Here is an 18,055-nt window from a genome sequence, read left to right as displayed (position 1 = left end):
TGCCCCGCGCTTTGTCTATCTTCCAGCCTTCGTCAGGCGCGCTTGGCCACCAGCGTCAGGATGTCATAGCTGGCGACCAGCTCGCCGTCCTGGTTGGTCACCTCCACATCCCATGCCACCACGCCCTGGCCGACGCCCTTGGCATCAGTCCTGCGGCGGTCGATCTTGCGCTTGGCCGTCAGGCGGGCCTGGATGGTATCGCCGATGCCGACCGGCTTGACAAAGCGCAGCGTATCCAATCCGTAGTTGGCCAGCACCGGACCCGGCGCCGGCGACACGAACAGGCCGGCGGCCGCGGACAGTACGAAATAACCATGCGCGATGCGCTTGCCGAACTGTGTATCCTTCGCCGCGATCTCGTCAAAGTGCATGTAGAAATAGTCGCCCGAAATGCCGCCGAAATTGACGATGTCGGCTTCGCTGACCGTGCGCCGGTGCGTGAGCAGGGAGTCGCCGATCTGCAGGTCGTCGAAATAGCGGCGGAATGGGTGGATTTCCGATTCATTGACCGCCGCGCCGCGCAGGTATTCGCCGGTGACGGCGGTGAGCATGGTCGGCGAGCCCTGCACCGCGGCGCGCTGGAGGTAGTGCTTGACCGCGCGGATGCCGCCCAGCTCCTCGCCGCCGCCGGCGCGGCCCGGTCCGCCGTGCTTGAGCATGGGCAGCGGCGAGCCATGGCCGGTGGATTCGGTTGCCGCCTCCCGGTCCAGGACCAGCAGGCGGCCGTGATGCACCGCCGCCATCGGGATTGCCTTGGCTGCAACCTTGGGATCTCGCGTCACCAGGGTGCCGACCAGGCTGCCCTTGCCTTTGGCGGCCAGCGCCAGCGCTTCGTCGATGTCGTCATACGGCATCAGGGTGCTGACCGGTCCGAAGGCTTCGATGTCGTGCACGCGCTCGTCGCGCATCGCATCCCGGCACAGGAGCAGGGTCGGCGCGAAGAATGCGCCGTTGGCCACGCCGTCGCCGACAGGAGCGAAGCCGTCGCGTTCGCCGTACACGATCTCATTGCCCTGCGCCAGCTGGGCGACGCGCTCCGCGACATCGGCCTTCTGCGCCAGCGAAGCGAGCGCGCCCATGCGAACGCCTTCCCGCGAGGGATCACCGACGACGGTCTTGGCAAGACGCTCGCGCAGGCGCTGCGCCACCGCATCGAGATGCTTGCGCGGCACGATCGCGCGCCGGATTGCGGTGCATTTCTGCCCGGCCTTGACCGTCATTTCCCGCGCCACTTCCTTGACGAACAGCTCGAACTCCTCGTCGTCGGGCGTGACATCGGGCGCGAGGATGGCGCAGTTGAGGGAATCGGCCTCGGCATTGAAGGGAATGCCCTTGCGGATCAGGTTGTCATGCGCGCGCAGCTTCGCCGCCGTATCGGCCGAACCGGTGAAGGTAACGACATCGAAGCCGTCGAGACGGTCGAGCAGGTCGCCGGTGCCGCCGATCACCAGCTGCAGCGCGCCCTCCGGTATCAGGCCTGATTCCTGCACCATGCGCACCATGGCTTCGGTCAGGTAGCTGGTGGCCGTGGCCGGCTTGGCGATGCAGGGCATGCCTGCGAGGAAGGTCGGCGCGAATTTTTCCAGCAGTCCCCAGACCGGAAAATTGAAGGCATTGATATGCACCGCAACGCCGCCGCGCGGCACCAGGATGTGCGAGCCGAAGAACTTGCCCTGCTTGCCCAACTGCACCGCAGGCCCTTCATGAATCAGGTTGCCTGAGGGCAGTTCGTTCGAACCCATGCTGGCATAGGCGAACAGGGTCCCGGTACCGCCTTCGATATCGACCCAGCCGTCGGTGCGGGTCGCGCCGGTATGATGCGAGATCGCGTACAGGTCTTCCTTGCGCTCGCCCAGGTATTTGGCCAGCGCCTTGAGGCGCGCCGCGCGCTCCTGGAAATCCATGGCCATCAATGCCTTGATGCCGGTGCCGCGGGCATAAGCCAGTGCCTCGCCGAAATCGAGCGCTTCGGCATGCGCATGGGCAACCGGGCGGCCGTCGATGGCGCTGGCCAGCATCTGGCCGGGCTGGGTGCCGATCCAGCGGCCGGCGATCAGGCTTTGCAGGGTGGGTGCTTGTGATGATTGTGCTGCGGACTGTGCCATCGGACTTTCTCCTGGATTGAATGGATTGGGATCGGCGCCGCCGGATCCGGCAACGCTGGTTTCACTGAATTCAATGAGCTCGCTATGCTTGCTGTCTGAATGAGGCCCTTGGAACTGGATCAGGACGGCGTTTCCGTAGCAGGCATGCGCACTGCCGGGATGCCGCCGAAGAACAGGTCGGCGACGATGGGTGCCATCGCGGCATGGTTGAGCGTGCCGTCCGGCTTGAGCCAGGTAAACATCCAGTTGATCATGCCGAACAGCAGCATGGCGAGCGGCGTAGCCAGCCGAGCCTGATCGATATCGGGACGCATCGCTCGGATGGCTTCCGAAAACACCGCGACCACGCGGCGCTCGCGGTTGAGAATGCGTTCCCGGTCTTCGTCGTTGAGGAAGCGCACGTCCTCGGTCAGCACACGGTGCGCATGCTGGGCCTCGGCATATTCTTCAACGAAGCGCCGGATCAGCGACTCGAGCCGCGTCCTGGCGTCGGCCTGGGTGTTGGTGACGTCCAGCACCACGGCTTCCAGGTGCTCGACATGGCTTTCCGCAATGGTCACCAGCAATGCGTACTTGTCCCGGAAATAATGATAGAGCGACGGCTTGGACATGCCGCAGGCTTCCGCCACCTCGTTCATCGACGTGCCGGGATAGCCGCGCTGCGCAAACAGTTGCGCGGCGCGCGAAAGAATCATGTCGCGCTGGTCGTCGTAACCGGGCGCTCTGCCTCTTGCCATGGGGGTTTCGTCTCCTCGTTTCCGGCCTGCCGTTACCGCGCTGCGCCGGTGTTATCGCTTTTATGGCCTTGGTTTGCCAATTGTTTATCAGACCTCCGCATACTAGTATTGACCGACCGGTAGGTCAATACTAGTATGTCGGTACTTGGCATTTTTACGAATAAAACAGATGCTTCCGGCCGAACCGCGACGCTGAGTGCCCTTAATTGCATTAAGCGCCCTGTCGGCACGGAATCAAGGAGACTGATATGCCCTGCTATTCGATTGAAGGCGTTGTCCCGGTGGTCGATCCCACGGCCTATGTTCATCCGACCGCGGTCCTGATCGGCGATGTCATCATCGGTCCGGAATGCTATGTGGGCCCGTGCGCTTCGCTGCGCGGCGACTTTGGCCGTATCATCCTGCAGCGCGGCGCGAACGTGCAGGATACCTGCGTGGTGCACGGCTTTCCCTCGGCCGACACGGTCGTCGAGGAAAACGGCCATATCGGCCACGGCGCCGTCCTGCACAGCTGCGTGGTACGGCGCGATGCGCTGGTGGGGATGAACGCGGTGGTCATGGACGAAGCCGAAGTCGGCGAAAAATCCATCATCGCGGCCAGCGCCTTCGTCCGCGCGGGAATGAAAGTGCCGCCGCGCTCGCTGGTGGCCGGCGTCCCCGCCAAGGTGATCCGCGAATTGAGTGAGGAGGAAATTTCCTGGAAGCTGGAAGGCACGCTGACTTACCAGGATCTGGCCAAGCGCTGCCTGACCAGCATGCAGGAAGTGGCGCCGCTGCCCCAGGTGGAAGGGGACCGGCCGCGCCTGAAGGCGCCGGACGTCAAGCCGCTCATTGCAACAAAACGCCAATGAAGAAAGATGCATTGCTGGCAGAAAATCCGACTCGGGTGATCTGAAGCGCTTGCCGAACAAGAGTTCGTTTTAGTCGAACTATTCCGTTAATAAACAATTGTTAGATTATCCCCAAGAGGCTGCTAGAATTGGCCGGCCGTGCCCTGAAATCTGAATTTCCAAGATCCGGCATGCGCGACATGCAGTAGAAGCAAGGCACAAGAAGACCAAGAGGCGACATGCATTTCCAACGCCCGGCATCCGATAAAGGGAAGCGATGAAAAAAGAGCGCCGTGGAATTCAATCGGTGGAAGTAGGAGGCAAATTGCTGACTGTCCTGGTAGAAGAAGGCACGCCCATGCTGCTGCGCGACCTCGCGCAGAAGGCAGGCATGACTTCGGCCAAGGCACATCCCTATCTGGTCAGCTTCGGCAACCTCGGCCTGATCCAGCAGGATCCGCAGTCCGGCCGGTATGAACTCGGGCGCTTCGCGCTGCAAATGGGGCTGATCAGCCTGCAGCAGGTCGATCCGGTCAAGATTGCCATCCCCGAGGCATCCCTGCTCGGTGACCGCATCGGCCATACGGTGGCGCTTGCGGTGCTGGGTTCGAGCGGCCCGACGATCGTGCACCTGAATGAATCGCGCCATGCCATCCATGTGCGCATGCGCACCGGTACCGTTGTGTCAATTGCCAACACCGCGACGGGGCGGGTGTTTTCCGCCTTTCTGCCACCCAAGCAGGTCGAGAAACTGACGGCGCGGGAAGTGACGGATGACACCATTGTCGCCGGACAGACAGACAAGACCATCTCCAAGAAGGAACATGAAGCGCTGCTGGCGGAAGTCAGGCAGCAGGGCATGGCGCGCGCCATCGGCGAGCCGATCGCAGGCATCAATGCGATCAGCGCGCCCATCTTCGACCATGCCGGCAACATCGTCCTGGCCATGACCGTCATCGGACCGATGGGCACGCTCGATCCGGACTGGAATGGAGACACCGCCGTCGAACTCAGGAAATCGGCGGCCAGGGTGTCGGAACAGCTAGGCTATACCGTATAGAACATCGGCAGCAAAAACGGCTTTCGCATGCAGGGCATGCAGGAGGAAACGACCCGGGGAATTCATCAGCACCAGCGGAACGGCACCGGCAGTTCCGACAGAATCAAATAGAAGAACAAGCACGCAGCAGTCCAACAATCGTTCAAGAATGGAGATAGACAATGAAGACCAAGCTTCTCAGCGCACTCATCCCGGCCCTGTTCGCCGCCGTATCGGGCACTGCCCTTGCACAGATCAAGGTCGGCGTGACCGTATCCGCCACGGGACCGGCGGCATCGCTCGGCATCCCTGAAAAGAACACCTTTGCGCTCCTGCCCAAGCAGATTGCCGGCAAGACCGTCGAATACATCGTGCTCGACGACGCATCCGATACCACCACCGCGACCAAGAACACCCGCAAGCTGATCACCGAAGACAAGGTCGACCTGATCGTCGGCTCTACCGTCACGCCGAATTCCCTGGCTATGATCGACGTTGCCGCCGAAACCGAAACGCCGATGATTTCGATGGCCGCGTCAGCCGCCATCGTCTCGCCGGTGGATGCGCGCCGCCGCTGGGTGTTCAAGACGCCGCAGAACGATTCCCACATGTCGACCGCGATCACCAGCCACATGGCTGACGCCGGTATCAAGAAGGTGGCATTTATCGGCTTCTCCGACGCCTACGGCGAAGGCTGGTTCCGCGAATTCGCCAAGCTGGCCGAACTGCGCAAGATCGAGATCATCGCCAACGAGCGCTTCGCCCGCAATGACACGTCGGTCACCGGCCAGATCCTCAAGATCATGAGCGCCAATCCGGACGCGGTGCTGATCGCCGGCTCCGGCACCCCGGCCGCGCTGCCGCAGAAGACCCTGAAGGAGCGCGGCTACAAGGGCCAGATCTACCAGACCCACGGCGTTGCCAACAACGACTTCCTGCGCGTCTGCGGCAAGGATTGCGAAGGCACCTTCCTGCCCGCCGGCCCGCTGCTGGTGGCCGAACAGCTGCCGGATGCCAACCCAGTGAAGAAGTCGGCCATCGCCTACAAGACCGCCTATGAAAAAGCCTACGGCGCAGGCAGCGTCTCGACCTTTGGCGGCCATGCCTGGGATACCGGCGTGCTGCTCAACGCCGCCGTGCCGGAAGCGCTGAAGAAGGCACAGCCGGGCACCAAGGAATTCCGTGCCGCGCTGCGCGACGCGCTGGAAAACGTGAAGGAAGTGCCCGCTTCGCACGGCATCTTCAACATGAACGCGAACGACCATCTCGGCCTCGACCAGCGTTCGCGCGTGATGGTGCGCATCGTCGACGGCAAATGGAAGCTCAGCGGCAGCGCCAACTGATCTTTCGCTTGATTTGACTTAGCTCAGCTTCACCGGGCGCGGAAATCAAGCCGCGCCCGTTCAACAATAAGAGATTGCCAGGAGCAACATGGATTTTTCAATCGCGGCCATCCTCACGCAGGACGGCATCACCAGCGGCGCCATCTACGCGCTGCTGGCGCTGGCGCTGGTGCTGGTATTTTCCGTCACGCGCGTCATCTTCATTCCGCAAGGGGAGTTCGTCGCCTTCGGCGCCCTTACCCTTGCGGCGATGCAGACGGATAAATTTCCGCAGTCGGCAACCCTGCTGGTCGTGCTGGGCATCGTTGCCTTCCTGCAGCAGGCCTGGAGCCAACTGCGCCATCCGCAGGGACGGCGCACTGCCAAATCCGTGCTGCCGCTCGACTTCGCCAAATTCGTGCTTTTCCCCCTGGCCGTCTATTTCATTACCCGCAGCTTCGCCTCGGCCAGCCTGCCGATGTTCTTCCAGGTTTTGCTGACCCTGCTGATCGTTGCCCCGATGGGACCGCTGGTCTACCGGCTGGCCTTTCAGCCGCTGGCCGAAGCCACCACGCTGGTGCTGCTGATCGTGTCGGTGGGCGTGCATTTCGCGCTGATGGGTATCGGCCTGGTGATTTTCGGCGCTGAAGGTTCACGCACGACCGCTTTCTCCGACGGCCGCGCCGAGTTCGGCGCCGTCACCATCTCGGGCCAGAGCATGGTGATCATCGGCGTGTCGCTGGCGCTGATCATTGCCTTGTACCTCTACTTCGACCGCACGCTGGCCGGCAAGGCGCTGCGCGCCACCGCGGTCAACCGCATCGGCGCGCGCCTGGTCGGCATCGGCACCAAGCAGGCCGGCAGGCTGGCCTTCACGCTGGCGGCCCTGATGGGCGCGCTGTGCGGCGTGCTGATCGCGCCGCTGACCACGGTCTACTATGACAGCGGCTTCCTGATCGGCCTCAAGGGCTTCGTCGGCGCCATCATCGGCGGCCTCGCCAGCTATCCGGTGGCCGCCGCCGGGGCGCTGCTGGTGGGCCTGCTGGAATCCTTCTCCTCGTTCTGGGCCAGCGCGCTCAAGGAAGTCATCGTGTTCACCCTGATCATTCCGGTCCTGCTGTGGCGTTCGCTCACCTCCAAACATGTCGATGAGGGCGAGGAATAATGATGCGCAAGTCCTTTCTGATCTTCATCGCCATCGTTGCGGTCCTGCCCGTCCTGCCGACGCCGGAATTCTGGATCACGCTGGCCAACTATATCGGCCTGTATTCGATCGTCGCCTTGGGCCTGGTGCTGCTGACCGGCGTCGGCGGCCTGACGTCCTTCGGCCAGGCCGCTTTCGTCGGCCTCGGCGCCTATGCGACCGGCTACCTGTCGACGCAATACGGTTTGTCACCCTGGATCGGCCTGCTGGTCGGCATCGTCATCACCGCAGCAGTCGCCTTCCTCATCGGCGGCCTGACCATGCGCCTGTCCGGGCATTACCTGCCGCTCGGCACGATCGCCTGGGGCCTGTCGCTGTACTACCTGTTCGGCAACATGGATTTCCTCGGCCGCTACGACGGCCTGACCGGCATTCCGGCAATCAGCCTGTTCGGCATGGTGCTGGACCGCGGCCGGGAAATGTATTACCTGATTTGGATTGTGGTCGTGCTTGCGGTGATCGGCATTCAAAACCTGCTCAATTCCCGTCCCGGCCGCGCCATCCGCGCGCTCAAGGGCGGCGGCGTGATGGCCGAGGCGATGGGCGTCAACACCGCCTGGATGAAAGTCGTGATCTTCGTGATCGCGGCGCTTTTGGCCTGCGTTTCCGGCTGGCTGTATGCCCACCTGCAGCGCACCGTCAACCCGACGCCGTTCGGCCTGAACGCCGGCATCGAGTATCTGTTCATGGCGGTGGTCGGCGGCGCAGGCCATGTCTGGGGCGCGATCCTGGGCGCCACCCTGCTCACCATCCTCAAGGACCAGCTGCAGTTCATCCTGCCCAAGCTGCTCGGCGCCAACGGCAACTTCGAGATCATCGTCTTCGGCGTGATGCTGGTGCTGCTGCTGCAATGGGCGCGCGACGGACTTTGGCCCTTCATCAGCAAGCTCTTCCCGCGCCGGCACCAGGCCGTTGCGCCGGATACGGCCCCTGCCCTGCCGCGCAGGGCGCAGGCTCCACACGGCGTGCCGCTGCTGCAGGTGGACAAGGCGCGCAAGCAGTTCGGCGGTCTGGTCGCGGTCAATGACATCAGTTTCGAAGTCAAGGCAGGCGAAATCATCGGCCTGATCGGGCCGAACGGCGCCGGCAAGTCGACCATGTTCAATCTCGTCACCGGCGTGCTGCCGACGACGTCGGGCGATATCCGCTTCCGCATCGGTGATCGCATGGAGCGCATCAACAGCCTGGAATCGCGGCAGATCGTGCGCCACGGCATTGCCCGCACCTTCCAGCATGTGCGCCTGATTCCCACCATGAGCGTGCTGGAGAACGTAGCCATCGGCGCCCATCTGCGCGGCATGCACAACGACGTGACCGGCATCGCCACCAGCATCGCCCGCCTCAATGTCACCGAGGAAAAGGCGCTGCTGCTGGAGGCGCGCAAGCAGCTCGAACGCGTCGGCATGGGCCACTTGCTGTACGAGGAAGCCGGCAATCTGGCGCTCGGCCAGCAGCGCATCCTGGAAATTGCGCGCGCGCTGTGCTGCGACCCGATCCTGCTGCTGCTGGATGAACCGGCCGCCGGCCTGCGCTACAAGGAAAAGCAGGCGCTGGCCGAACTGCTCAAGAAACTGAAGGGCGAAGGCATGAGCGTACTGCTGGTCGAGCATGACATGGATTTCGTGATGAACCTGACCGACAGGCTGGTAGTCATGGAATTCGGCACCAAGATCGCCGAAGGCCTGCCGGCGGAAGTGCAGCAGAATGAAGCGGTGCTGGAAGCCTATCTGGGAGGCATAGAATGAAACGCGAAGACCACGGCAACATGGGTACGCCCATCCTGGCGGTCAAGGATCTGCATGTCAGCTACGGCAAGGTGGAAGCCCTGCACGGCGTCAATCTCAACGTCGGCCCGGGACGCATCGTTACGGTGATCGGCCCGAACGGCGCCGGCAAGTCGACCATGCTCAACGGCATTGCCGGCGCGGTACCGACCACGGCTTCCGTTTCCGGCAGCATCGGCATGGCAGGACAGGAATTGACCGAGCTCGATGTCGAGCAGCGCGTCTATCACGGCATGTGCCTGGTGCCGGAGAAGCGCGAACTGTTCGCCACGATGTCGGTGGAAGACAACCTGGTGCTCGGCAGTTATCCGCGCTACAAGACGCGCGAGAAGAACTACGGCGACCAACTGCAGGTGGTGTTCGACCTCTTCCCCCGGCTCAAGGAGCGGCGCCGCCAGGATGCAGGCACATTGTCCGGCGGCGAGCGGCAGATGCTCGCCTTGGGCCGCGCCTTGATGGCCAAGCCCAAGCTGCTGATGCTGGACGAACCCAGCCTCGGCCTTGCACCCTTGATCGTGAAGGAAATCTTTCACATCATCGTGCGCCTGAAGGAAACCGGCGTCGGCATCCTGCTGGTCGAGCAGAACGCCCGCGCGGCGCTGCAGGCCGCCGACTATGCCTATGTGCTGGAAAACGGCGAAGTCGCTCTGGAAGGACCGGCTTCCGAGCTGGCCAATGACGCCAAGGTCATCGACACCTATCTCGGCCTGACAAAGCGAGCGGCCTGAGACGGCCGGCAGGCCGTTCGTCACGCATCCGAGGCATCGGCTGCGGCGGGCTTGCCGGCCAGGCGCGCCTGCATCTTTCCGGCCATGCCGCGTATCTTTAGCTGCAGGCGTTCCACCATCACCTGTTCTGAAGGTGACAGCAGCGGCTCAAGTTCTTTTGCCGCTGCCGGTACTGCCGCCATCACCGCTTCCGCAACCTCGTCGGCAAGCTTGGCCAGGTACCGAGGCGCCACTTTCAATTCGGCTGCGAGGGCGCGCATATGCTCGCTGCCAAGCTTGCCTGGTTCACTTTCTCCGCCGATACGGAACGCGAAATGCGAACCCAGTCCGGAGTAGACGCGGGTGCTCATCAAGTCGTAGAACGGCGCCAGCCGCAAGCCTTCGGGATTTGCCAGCAGCGACAGGTTTTTCGCGTGCGAATCGTTGTTGCCGACATAGAGATTGAAGAACAGCCAGCGCAGCAAATGCCGCTGATCGAGACCGGGACGCACCGATTCCCGCGCCAGCAGTTCATAGCAGTCGCGGAAGGATGGGCCGCCGTCGGCTTCATACTTGACGTCGGACGGCGTGCCGCTGAGCTGGCAGAAATCGGCCTGCCAGATCCGTGCAAGCTTCCCCTCACGCATCACGCGGTCATAGCGCTCCACCAGGCAGGCCTTGACTTCAGGCCGGTACGACACCCGCGCCGCGGGCAAACCGCACAATGCCGCTGCGCGCATGACCAGGGTTTCATTGACGGCCGACGCGAATACGCTGATATCGCTGCGCAGCATGTCCGGCTTCAAAATGTGGGTTGACGGCGACGCCCCCATCGGCCGCAACGGCATGCCGTTCCTGTCGAGCGACAGCAGCAGCTTGAACTGGGCGCCGGAGATCGACAGCCGCGGATCGGGCAGGCCGGCGGCCTCGGCGGCGGCGTCGATGGCCGCGCGTTCCTCGCCCTGGATGCCGCCGGCGTGCACCAGCGCGTCGATCTGCTCCCAGGTCAGTGGCTGGTAAACCGGCGCCTGCGGCGTCTGGCCCGGTGGCAGCAGGAGGACCGAGCCGGCGGTGTCACCGCCGACCGTTGCAAGCAGGCCGAATACGCTGGAGACATGATGCCTCAGGGAGAGCAGCCGGCGCTGGTCGCCTTCGGGCAGAAGGTTTTCGAAAAACGCATGCACAGCCGACGTTGCGATCGGCGCTTCGCCGAGCGGCATGGTGGTATGCAGCGGCTTCGCGCCGGGCCTCGCCAGCCAGGACGGATCGTACACCAGGGAAAGCGGGTCGGTGCGCCGCAATTCGCCGATGCGCTCGTTTTCCAAGAAAACCCATAAGGTATCCGGCAAGGAGCTCGCCATCAGTTGCCTTTCTGCCGGATGACGAGTTCCAGTCCCAGCAGCGCAAGCACGTCGAGTGCCTTTTGCATCTGCACCGTTTCCTTGCCTTTTTCGAGTTCGACAACGAAGCGGTTGCCCAAACCAGCCAAGCCGGCTACATCAAGCTGAGTCAAGCCTTGCTGCTTGCGCATGCGCTGGATGGCATTCCCCACATCGCTTACGCTGGCTACCGTGACAGGGAAGTCGCTCGGTAGTGAGATCTCTTTACCGACCGGTAATTTTTTATCCATGCTATGCCCTTTGAGGTAATAATATGACCGCTCAGTCATATTAGACCAATTCATAGCGCGCAGGACAACAATGTTACCGAGCGGTGTGCAGCTTCTGTACTTTCAAGGATGCAATCTATTGCTTTCCAGCAGGATCCTTTTCCTGCTCACCTGCGCCCTTCTTCTCGGCAGCTGACTTGCGCGGCCTGCGCGTACGCGTCGTGGATTTGCGGGCCGGCTTGGATGCGGGCTCTTCGGAAGATATTGCCGGCACGCCGTCCGTAAGATCAGGAACCGGAACTGCCATCTCCATAATCGGAGCAGCATGTTGCGGTTCACCGGTTGCGGGGGGAACGGCATCGGTGACTGCAGGCTCAACGGCCGCCGTCTTGGCGGACGCGGTCTTGCGCGCTCCGCGGCCCTTGCGTCGATTGTCGCGCTTCGCTTCAGTCTGTTCCGGCACGACTTCCGCCACCGGTTCCGGCTCTACCGCCGCAGGCTGAACAACAAATTCGGACTCCACCGGCGCGTCGCCGGGATCGGCTGCTGGCATCTGTTCCAGTGCCGCAGATTCCGGCGCAGCCGCAGCCCGAATGCTCCGATAGACGTAGGCGCCTGATTTGTCATCGCGGCCGAATTCGAGCAGACCGCGCGTCTGCGCCTCTTCCAGCAGATTGCCGAAGGTCCGGAAGCCGTAATAGGATTCGCTGAAGTCGGGCTTGCGCCGCTTGATCGCCTCCTTCAGTACCGACGCCCAGATCTTGCCGCTGTCGCCGCGCTCTGCCACCAAGGCATCGAAAGTGCTCACGGCCATCTCGATGGCCTGCCTCTTGCGCGACTCGATCTCCTCGCGGCGGCGGCTTTCTTCCTCAGGCGTGCGCCTTGCGGGCTGCGCCTCGCGCGGATGCCTTCTTGCTTCCGTACGCTTGATTTCACGGACGAGGTCGTCGTAGAAAATGAATTCGTCGCAATTGGCGATGAGCAGATCCGAGGTCGAATGCTTGACCCCGACGCCGATCACATGCTTCGCGTTTTCGCGCAGCTTGGAAACCAGCGGCGAAAAGTCGGAATCGCCGCTGATGATGACGAAGGTATTGACGTGCGACTTGGTATAGCAGAGATCGAGCGCATCGACTACGAGACGGATATCGGCCGAATTCTTCCCGGATTGCCGCACATGGGGAATTTCGATCATTTCGAAATTCGCCTCGTGCATCGGCGCCTTGAAACCCTTGTAACGGTCCCAGTCGCAATAGGCTTTTTTCACCACGATGCTGCCCTTGAGCAGCAGCCTTTCCAGCACCGGCTTGATATCGAACTTTTCGTATTTGGCATCTCTCACGCCAAGCGCGACATTTTCGAAGTCGCAGAACAGGGCCATGCTGATGTTTTCTTGGGATGAAGCCATGTTTTTCTTGTTTTCAAAGATTTGGGTTGAGGTGGAAGCCGCTGGTGGTTTCGATTATGGCACTCGGTGGCGCCAGGAGCATGAAGCCCCTACCGCAACATCAGCGCAGCAGAGCTGCTGCGAGCGCCGCAATCGCGCTTCGACAGGATTCGGCCCCGCGCACATCGTTGATATTGTCGAGCCGTACTGATTGACGGCCGAAGCGGTGGCGTGCGGCGGCACTTTGACCACGGACCGCTTCGAAACATCATTTCTTGGAAAATTTGTCCGCAAGCTGCTGCAGTTTTTCCGCACGGCGGCGCTCTGCGATTTCCGCTTCGCGCTTCGCCTTGCGTTCCTCGGCAATCTTCTTGTAGCGCTCCGCAAGCATTTCCTTTGCCCGAGTCCGATGGGCATCGGTAATCTCGCCCGCAGGATTGCCGCCGAGTTCGGCACGAGCAGTGGCGCGTTCGACTGCTTTCAGATAAGGCGTCGAATTGGTATGAATGCTTAACGCAACCCTCAGCAGTTTTTTGCTGATGTCGCTGTTCTCCGCAAGAATCTGTTTGTCAATGCCGATGGCAAGCGGAAGATAATCGCGGAAGACCTGGTATTTCTGGTGCAGCGATTTCAGCAGTTGGCGCGGCGAAGTCGGCGCGACTTCCATGGGGGTAGGAGCATTCATCAATAACGGCATGAGCAAGTGATAGGGCAAAGCTTAGCATACTGCCCCGCCGATATACTCGGAACGGCCAAAACACATGCCATGGCCTTCCACCGATCCGGGAGGCAGACATGGAATGAGGTGCGTCATTGCCACAATCGTACCCGGAGGCATCACCGCCAAGGATGTCCAATCTGCTACAGTTACGTGCTGCAATCCGGAGCGGCATGATCAGCCGCGGACATGACCGAAGCCTGCGTGTCTTGTTCGGATTTTCAAGAAACAGAGAAGATAAATGGTTGTATCGGGTTGGTTTGGTTGGTCCGCGCTGTGGCTGCTGCCTCTGATGTGGCGTATCGTCGGGACCTTTGTTTTCAAGAAGGCAAGCTTGCGCGGTCAGGGCTCGATACGGCTTTGGCTCGGAACGCTGCTTGTCGTCTCGGCCAGCAGCGGCCTGGAAGCGATGCTTGGCAGCGATGGACTGTCGCAAGCTGGCGGCCCCGGATTCGGTCATGTGTTCGCCGGCGCAATGACCGGCATTTTCGGCAATATCCTCGGTGTATTGCTGATGCTGATCATCGGAGGCGTTGCCCTGCCATGGATATTCGGCTTCGTGACCTACCCTTTCATTGCAAGACGGCTCGCGGCAAGACGAGAAGGCGTCGGCACGAACGATGCGCGTCAGCACCAGAATGCAAGACCGACTCCGGCTGCCGCCGGTCCGGCTCGTCCGGAAAAGCGCCCGCACAGGAGGCCGCATGAGCCGCGAAAGATGGAATCCTGGAGCTTGCCGGCACCCATTATCAATGGCAAGGATCCGTTGAAAAAGGTCCCGTCGACAAGTACGCAACAGCAAAGCGGACGTCCGACAGAAGAATGGGCGCCGTTCGAGAGCATCCGTCCCACCGCGCCGATGCAAGCGCGCGCCAGCGTTGCGCCTGCGGCACCGGCGCAGAATCAAGCCCAGGCTCCAAAAACGGTGAGGATCGTTTCCACAGCGTCAACAACGTCTCGCCCATTGAATCTCGCCGACAAACCTGCGGCCAGCCTGATCAGGGAACGGCATGCCAGACGCGTGTCGGAAGGATCATTGCCGCTGGATGCAACTGCCCGCACGGCTTCCGCATCCATTACCGACGTCACTGCGGCAGAAGATGCAAAAGCAGCTGCGCGTCCGGCTATCGATGTTAGCAGTCCGTTGCGCCCGGTTCCCATGACCGAGTCTCTTGCTTCAACCCGTCCGCCTGCATCGGGGCTGGACTTGTCTGCGCATGCGATACATCCTTCGGGCCTTGCTGCGACTGAGCCGCGGGCCACGGCGTCGGCAGGCACAGCGCTGCCTCTTACCGACTTGTCCTTTGCCGTGCCGGCGCCCGCGGAAGATCCATCAAAGGCGGCTCCGAACGACAGCTGGAACGGCCCGGGGATGAGTACCGGCCGAAACGGAATCGACGTGGAAAATCGTCCCGTTTCCCGCGATTCCAGCGAATCGATGGCACCATCGATGGACCAGGCTGCGAACAGCATTCAACACACGACTGTTACGGCAGAGTCTTCAAACGGCGTTGCGAGTGTCTCGCCAGACTATTCATCTTCGACGATTCACCCCGCCCGTTCAAGCGAGGGAGAGCAGACGCAGCAGCGCCCTACGGATCCGGTCGCCCGGCCTCGTCCTGCGATGGGAACGCCCTTCGAGTTCGAAGCGCTCGGAGAAATCGATATTGATCTGCCCGGCCTCGACCTGCTTGATACCGCCGAGGGCGAAGCGGTGGATGTACCGGCCGCCGAGCTTGAGGAGACCGCCCGGTTGATCGAACAGCGGCTCAAGGAGTTCAAGGTGCCGGTCACTGTACTCGGCGCCTATGCAGGCCCGGTCATCACGCGGTTTGAAGTCGAACCGGCGACCGGCGTGCGCGGTGCCCAGATCGTGGGACTGATGAAGGACTTGTCGCGCGCGCTCGGCCTGACCTCCATCCGCGTCGTGGAAACCATTCCCGGAAAAACCTGCATGGGCCTGGAATTGCCTAATGCCCGACGCCAGGTCATCCGGCTTTCCGAAATGCTGGCATCCGACGCCTACCGGGCATCGTCATCGCATCTTGCCCTGGCGATGGGAAAGGACATTACCGGCAACCCGGTGGTCACCGATCTTGCGCGCGCACCCCACATGCTGGTGGCCGGCACGACCGGTTCCGGCAAGTCTGTGGCCATCAATGCCATGATTCTTTCTCTGCTGTACAAATCAACGCCTACCGATGTGCGCATGATCATGATCGATCCGAAGATGCTGGAATTGTCGGTGTATGACGGCATTCCGCATCTGCTCGCACCGGTAGTGACCGACATGAAGCTGGCGGCCAATGCCCTGTCCTGGTGCGTCGGTGAAATGGAAAAGCGCTATCGCCTGATGTCCGCGCTTGGAGTACGCAATCTTGCCGGCTACAACCAGAAAATCCGCCACGGCGAAGCAATCGAGAGAAAGATCACCAATCCGTTTTCGCTGACGCCGGATGCGCCTGAGCCGCTGTCGACGCTGCCGCTGATTGTGGTTGTCATCGATGAATTGGCGGACCTGATGATGGTCGCGGGCAAGAAGATTGAAGAACTTATCGCCAGGCTTGCGCAGAAGGCGCGCGCTGCGGGCATCCATCTCATTCTCGCAACGCAGCGGCCTTCGGTTGATGTCATTACAGGCTTGATCAAGGCAAACATTCCCACGCGCGTTGCGTTCCAGGTGTCGTCCAAGATCGATTCACGCACCGTGCTTGACCAGATGGGTGCGGAGACGCTGCTTGGCCACGGCGACATGCTGTTCCTCCCGCCCGGCAGCGGATATCCGCAGCGCGTGCATGGCGCATTCGTCTCGGATGAAGAGGTGCACCGCGTGGTTGAACATCTCAAGCAGTTCGGTGAACCACAGTATGTCGACGCGATTCTGGCGAGCGGCCTTCCGGAAGATGCACAGGCTGAATTGGGGCTTGATGACGGAAACGCCGAATCCGATCCGCTTTACGACGAAGCCGTCGCATTCGTGGTGCGCACACGCAAGTCATCCATCTCGGCTGTACAGCGACAGCTTCGCATCGGCTACAACCGTGCGGCCCGGCTGGTCGAGCAAATGGAGTCTGCAGGAATCGTTTCGCCGATGGCGTCGAATGGAAGCCGCGAAATACTTGCTCCGTCTTCTCAGGAATAAGTGTCTTCCCGGCAGAGATACTTTCTCGTTTCTCCACCACGGTATTGCGTTCGGCAGTAAAGAATCCACTGCCCGTTATTTCTGCACAGGGTGATCCTGGTCATGGGTCCACAGATCTCGACTAACGCAGCTCAACAGGCATTCCTATACTGAGAGCCTGCTCTGCATTACCGGAGACCGCAATGGAAACCGTGCTGCCCTCCATCATTCTTGCGACCTCAACTGCAATTGCAGCTTTGTCTTCCGATTCTTCTGATGAAATCGAAAAGATTTATTGGGACTGTGAATTCATGGCAGTACAAGGCATGATCACGCCGGACCAGGCGGCAGCATGCAGTGAGATATACGAGCGCTTGAAGAACGAAAAATTCTTGGGGAATTATCACCGGTTCCTTGTCTGGTGGAAGCAGGAGAAGGAACGAGAATTCGCGACACGGTACAAACAGAGATAGCACTGCATAATCCATTGCTCAGCGCATCTTGTTCCGGTCCGGTTTATCGGGAATGTCTAGCCTGTCGAGTGGCGTGCCGCACTGGTTTGTCAGTGCGAAGCGCTGTCTCCACAACGTGGGATTATCACGTGAAAGTGGTTTGCCGCGCTTTTTATACCAATCCCAAGGCATAACGTGGCAAATGAGATCAATGGATTTCTTGTCTGGCAAGGCGTGGAGGGAATCCATGGCGGGGCTATGGATGACGAGCACAACGCCGGCAGGCGAAAAAAGACGCGATCTCATGGCAAGTTATGCCTTGGGATTGGTATTAGCTTCGCATGGAGTCGGTGGAGGCGCTCTCACAAAGGACGTCTGACGCACATCCGTGTAATCATTGATTCGCCTTGCGTCTGCAGCATTTGGCACAATGCTCAACCCACTCAACCGGAGAGGGAGAGTCATCGGTGAGAAGTAAGAGTCTTGAAAATAGAAAACCGCTTGCCGATAACAAGGTGTCGCCGGAAACAATACAGATCTTCTATCGCATTCGATCAAGCAAGGAGGCAAGCGCCAAGGCCCATGAGACGTTCTTGATGAAGCTGGAAAAAGAATCGAGTGATATGGCTTGGATGGTGGATCAGCTCTGCAGGAAGCATATCCTCAAGTTTTAGAGGCTGGCAACGGAGGTCAGGAACTGACTGCGCTTCAGGCCACCAGCAAGCATCTTCAATACAAGTGCCGCAATTCCGATTGCACTTAGAGATTGGTAACAGAGGTCAGGCATGAACGGCGACGCCTCACGCCATTGCTGCACGTGTTCAAGACAGCTACGCATCTCCATGCCTTTGGGCCTTTGGGCACCTTTGCACGTATTTCCGACCGCGCAAAGCAAACAGCCCTGCGTCCGGATGGAGGCAGGGCTGATGCGGTAGAACTAGCCTGACGATTACCTACTTTCACACTGGTTGCAGCACTATCATCGGCGCGATGTCGTTTCACGGTCCTGTTCGGGATGGGAAGGGGTGGGACCAACTCGC

15 protein-coding genes and 1 rRNA gene are annotated in these 18,055 nt (G+C 60.9%); 8 read left to right on the top strand and 8 right to left on the bottom strand.

Going from position 1 to position 18,055, the window contains the following annotated elements; genetic code table 11:
• Window positions 1-32 precede the first annotated feature (32 nt).
• Both paaZ and IGW03_RS32595 read right to left on the bottom strand, forming a co-directional pair.
• On the bottom strand, window positions 33-2,105 hold the full coding sequence (gene paaZ, locus IGW03_RS32600) for a phenylacetic acid degradation bifunctional protein PaaZ (RefSeq protein ID WP_194726621.1): 2,073 nt from the start codon (window positions 2,103-2,105) through the stop codon (window positions 33-35).
• Between the two features lie 119 nt (window positions 2,106-2,224).
• Window positions 2,225-2,842, bottom strand: coding sequence for a TetR/AcrR family transcriptional regulator (locus IGW03_RS32595; protein ID WP_194726620.1), 618 nt, complete (start codon window positions 2,840-2,842; stop codon window positions 2,225-2,227).
• 248 nt (window positions 2,843-3,090) lie between these two features.
• Here IGW03_RS32595 and paaY point away from each other — a divergent pair, with 248 nt between their 5' ends.
• The 6 genes from paaY (at window position 3,091) to IGW03_RS32565 (ending at window position 9,749) form a co-directional block, all read left to right on the top strand.
• On the top strand, window positions 3,091-3,693 hold the full coding sequence (gene paaY, locus IGW03_RS32590; protein WP_194726619.1) for a phenylacetic acid degradation protein PaaY: 603 nt from the start codon (window positions 3,091-3,093) through the stop codon (window positions 3,691-3,693).
• Window positions 3,694-3,949: 256 nt separating this feature from the next.
• Window positions 3,950-4,732: an IclR family transcriptional regulator gene (locus tag IGW03_RS32585; RefSeq protein WP_194726618.1), complete on the top strand. Its 783-nt coding sequence runs from the start codon at window positions 3,950-3,952 to the stop codon at window positions 4,730-4,732.
• 161 nt (window positions 4,733-4,893) lie between these two features.
• Window positions 4,894-6,054 (top strand): ABC transporter substrate-binding protein, encoded by a 1,161-nt coding sequence (locus IGW03_RS32580; RefSeq protein ID WP_194726617.1) that lies wholly within the window; start codon window positions 4,894-4,896, stop codon window positions 6,052-6,054.
• 88 nt (window positions 6,055-6,142) lie between these two features.
• On the top strand, window positions 6,143-7,198 hold the full coding sequence (locus tag IGW03_RS32575) for a branched-chain amino acid ABC transporter permease (protein WP_194726616.1): 1,056 nt from the start codon (window positions 6,143-6,145) through the stop codon (window positions 7,196-7,198).
• Window positions 7,198-8,982 (top strand): branched-chain amino acid ABC transporter ATP-binding protein/permease, encoded by a 1,785-nt coding sequence (locus IGW03_RS32570; RefSeq protein WP_194726615.1) that lies wholly within the window; start codon window positions 7,198-7,200, stop codon window positions 8,980-8,982. The genes IGW03_RS32575 and IGW03_RS32570 overlap by 1 nt, the downstream gene beginning before the upstream one ends.
• A gap of 20 nt (window positions 8,983-9,002) precedes the next feature.
• Window positions 9,003-9,749: an ABC transporter ATP-binding protein gene (locus tag IGW03_RS32565; RefSeq protein WP_194726633.1), complete on the top strand. Its 747-nt coding sequence runs from the start codon at window positions 9,003-9,005 to the stop codon at window positions 9,747-9,749.
• A 20-nt stretch (window positions 9,750-9,769) separates the two neighbouring features.
• Here IGW03_RS32565 and IGW03_RS32560 read toward each other — a convergent pair whose 3' ends face one another.
• The 4 genes from IGW03_RS32560 to IGW03_RS32545 all read right to left on the bottom strand — a co-directional run bounded on the left by IGW03_RS32560 (window position 9,770) and on the right by IGW03_RS32545 (window position 13,409).
• Window positions 9,770-11,089 carry a type II toxin-antitoxin system HipA family toxin gene (locus IGW03_RS32560; protein ID WP_194726614.1) on the bottom strand — a complete coding sequence of 440 codons (1,320 nt, stop codon included), beginning with the start codon at window positions 11,087-11,089 and terminating at the stop codon, window positions 9,770-9,772.
• Window positions 11,089-11,358, bottom strand: a complete 270-nt coding sequence (locus IGW03_RS32555) for a helix-turn-helix transcriptional regulator (RefSeq protein WP_194726613.1) — start codon at window positions 11,356-11,358, stop codon at window positions 11,089-11,091. The genes IGW03_RS32560 and IGW03_RS32555 overlap by 1 nt, the downstream gene beginning before the upstream one ends.
• A gap of 115 nt (window positions 11,359-11,473) precedes the next feature.
• Window positions 11,474-12,745, bottom strand: a complete 1,272-nt coding sequence (locus IGW03_RS32550; RefSeq protein ID WP_194726612.1) for an NYN domain-containing protein — start codon at window positions 12,743-12,745, stop codon at window positions 11,474-11,476.
• A 247-nt stretch (window positions 12,746-12,992) separates the two neighbouring features.
• Entirely contained in the window at window positions 12,993-13,409 is a 417-nt protein-coding gene (locus IGW03_RS32545) for a ProQ/FINO family protein (protein WP_194726611.1), read from the bottom strand.
• Window positions 13,410-13,683: 274 nt separating this feature from the next.
• Between IGW03_RS32545 and IGW03_RS32540 the strand changes: the two genes are divergently transcribed.
• Both IGW03_RS32540 and IGW03_RS32535 read left to right on the top strand, forming a co-directional pair.
• A complete protein-coding gene (locus IGW03_RS32540) occupies window positions 13,684-16,584 on the top strand; it encodes an FtsK/SpoIIIE family DNA translocase (protein ID WP_194726610.1) in 2,901 nt (966 codons plus the stop codon).
• A 182-nt stretch (window positions 16,585-16,766) separates the two neighbouring features.
• Window positions 16,767-17,036: a hypothetical protein gene (locus IGW03_RS32535; RefSeq protein WP_194726609.1), complete on the top strand. Its 270-nt coding sequence runs from the start codon at window positions 16,767-16,769 to the stop codon at window positions 17,034-17,036.
• An 18-nt stretch (window positions 17,037-17,054) separates the two neighbouring features.
• On the opposite strand, the gene IGW03_RS32530 is transcribed toward IGW03_RS32535, so the two are convergent.
• Both IGW03_RS32530 and rrf read right to left on the bottom strand, forming a co-directional pair.
• Window positions 17,055-17,321, bottom strand: coding sequence for a hypothetical protein (locus IGW03_RS32530; protein ID WP_194726608.1), 267 nt, complete (start codon window positions 17,319-17,321; stop codon window positions 17,055-17,057).
• Window positions 17,322-17,955: 634 nt separating this feature from the next.
• Window positions 17,956-18,055: ribosomal RNA gene (gene rrf, locus IGW03_RS39350) — 5S ribosomal RNA — on the bottom strand; the annotation flags it as partial.

Source organism: Noviherbaspirillum malthae (assembly GCF_015352985.1).
Classification (GTDB): Bacteria; Pseudomonadota; Gammaproteobacteria; order Burkholderiales; family Burkholderiaceae_D; genus Noviherbaspirillum; species Noviherbaspirillum malthae.
Note: the sequence above shows the minus strand (reverse complement) of the source record. Positions and strands in the feature narration are given on the sequence as shown.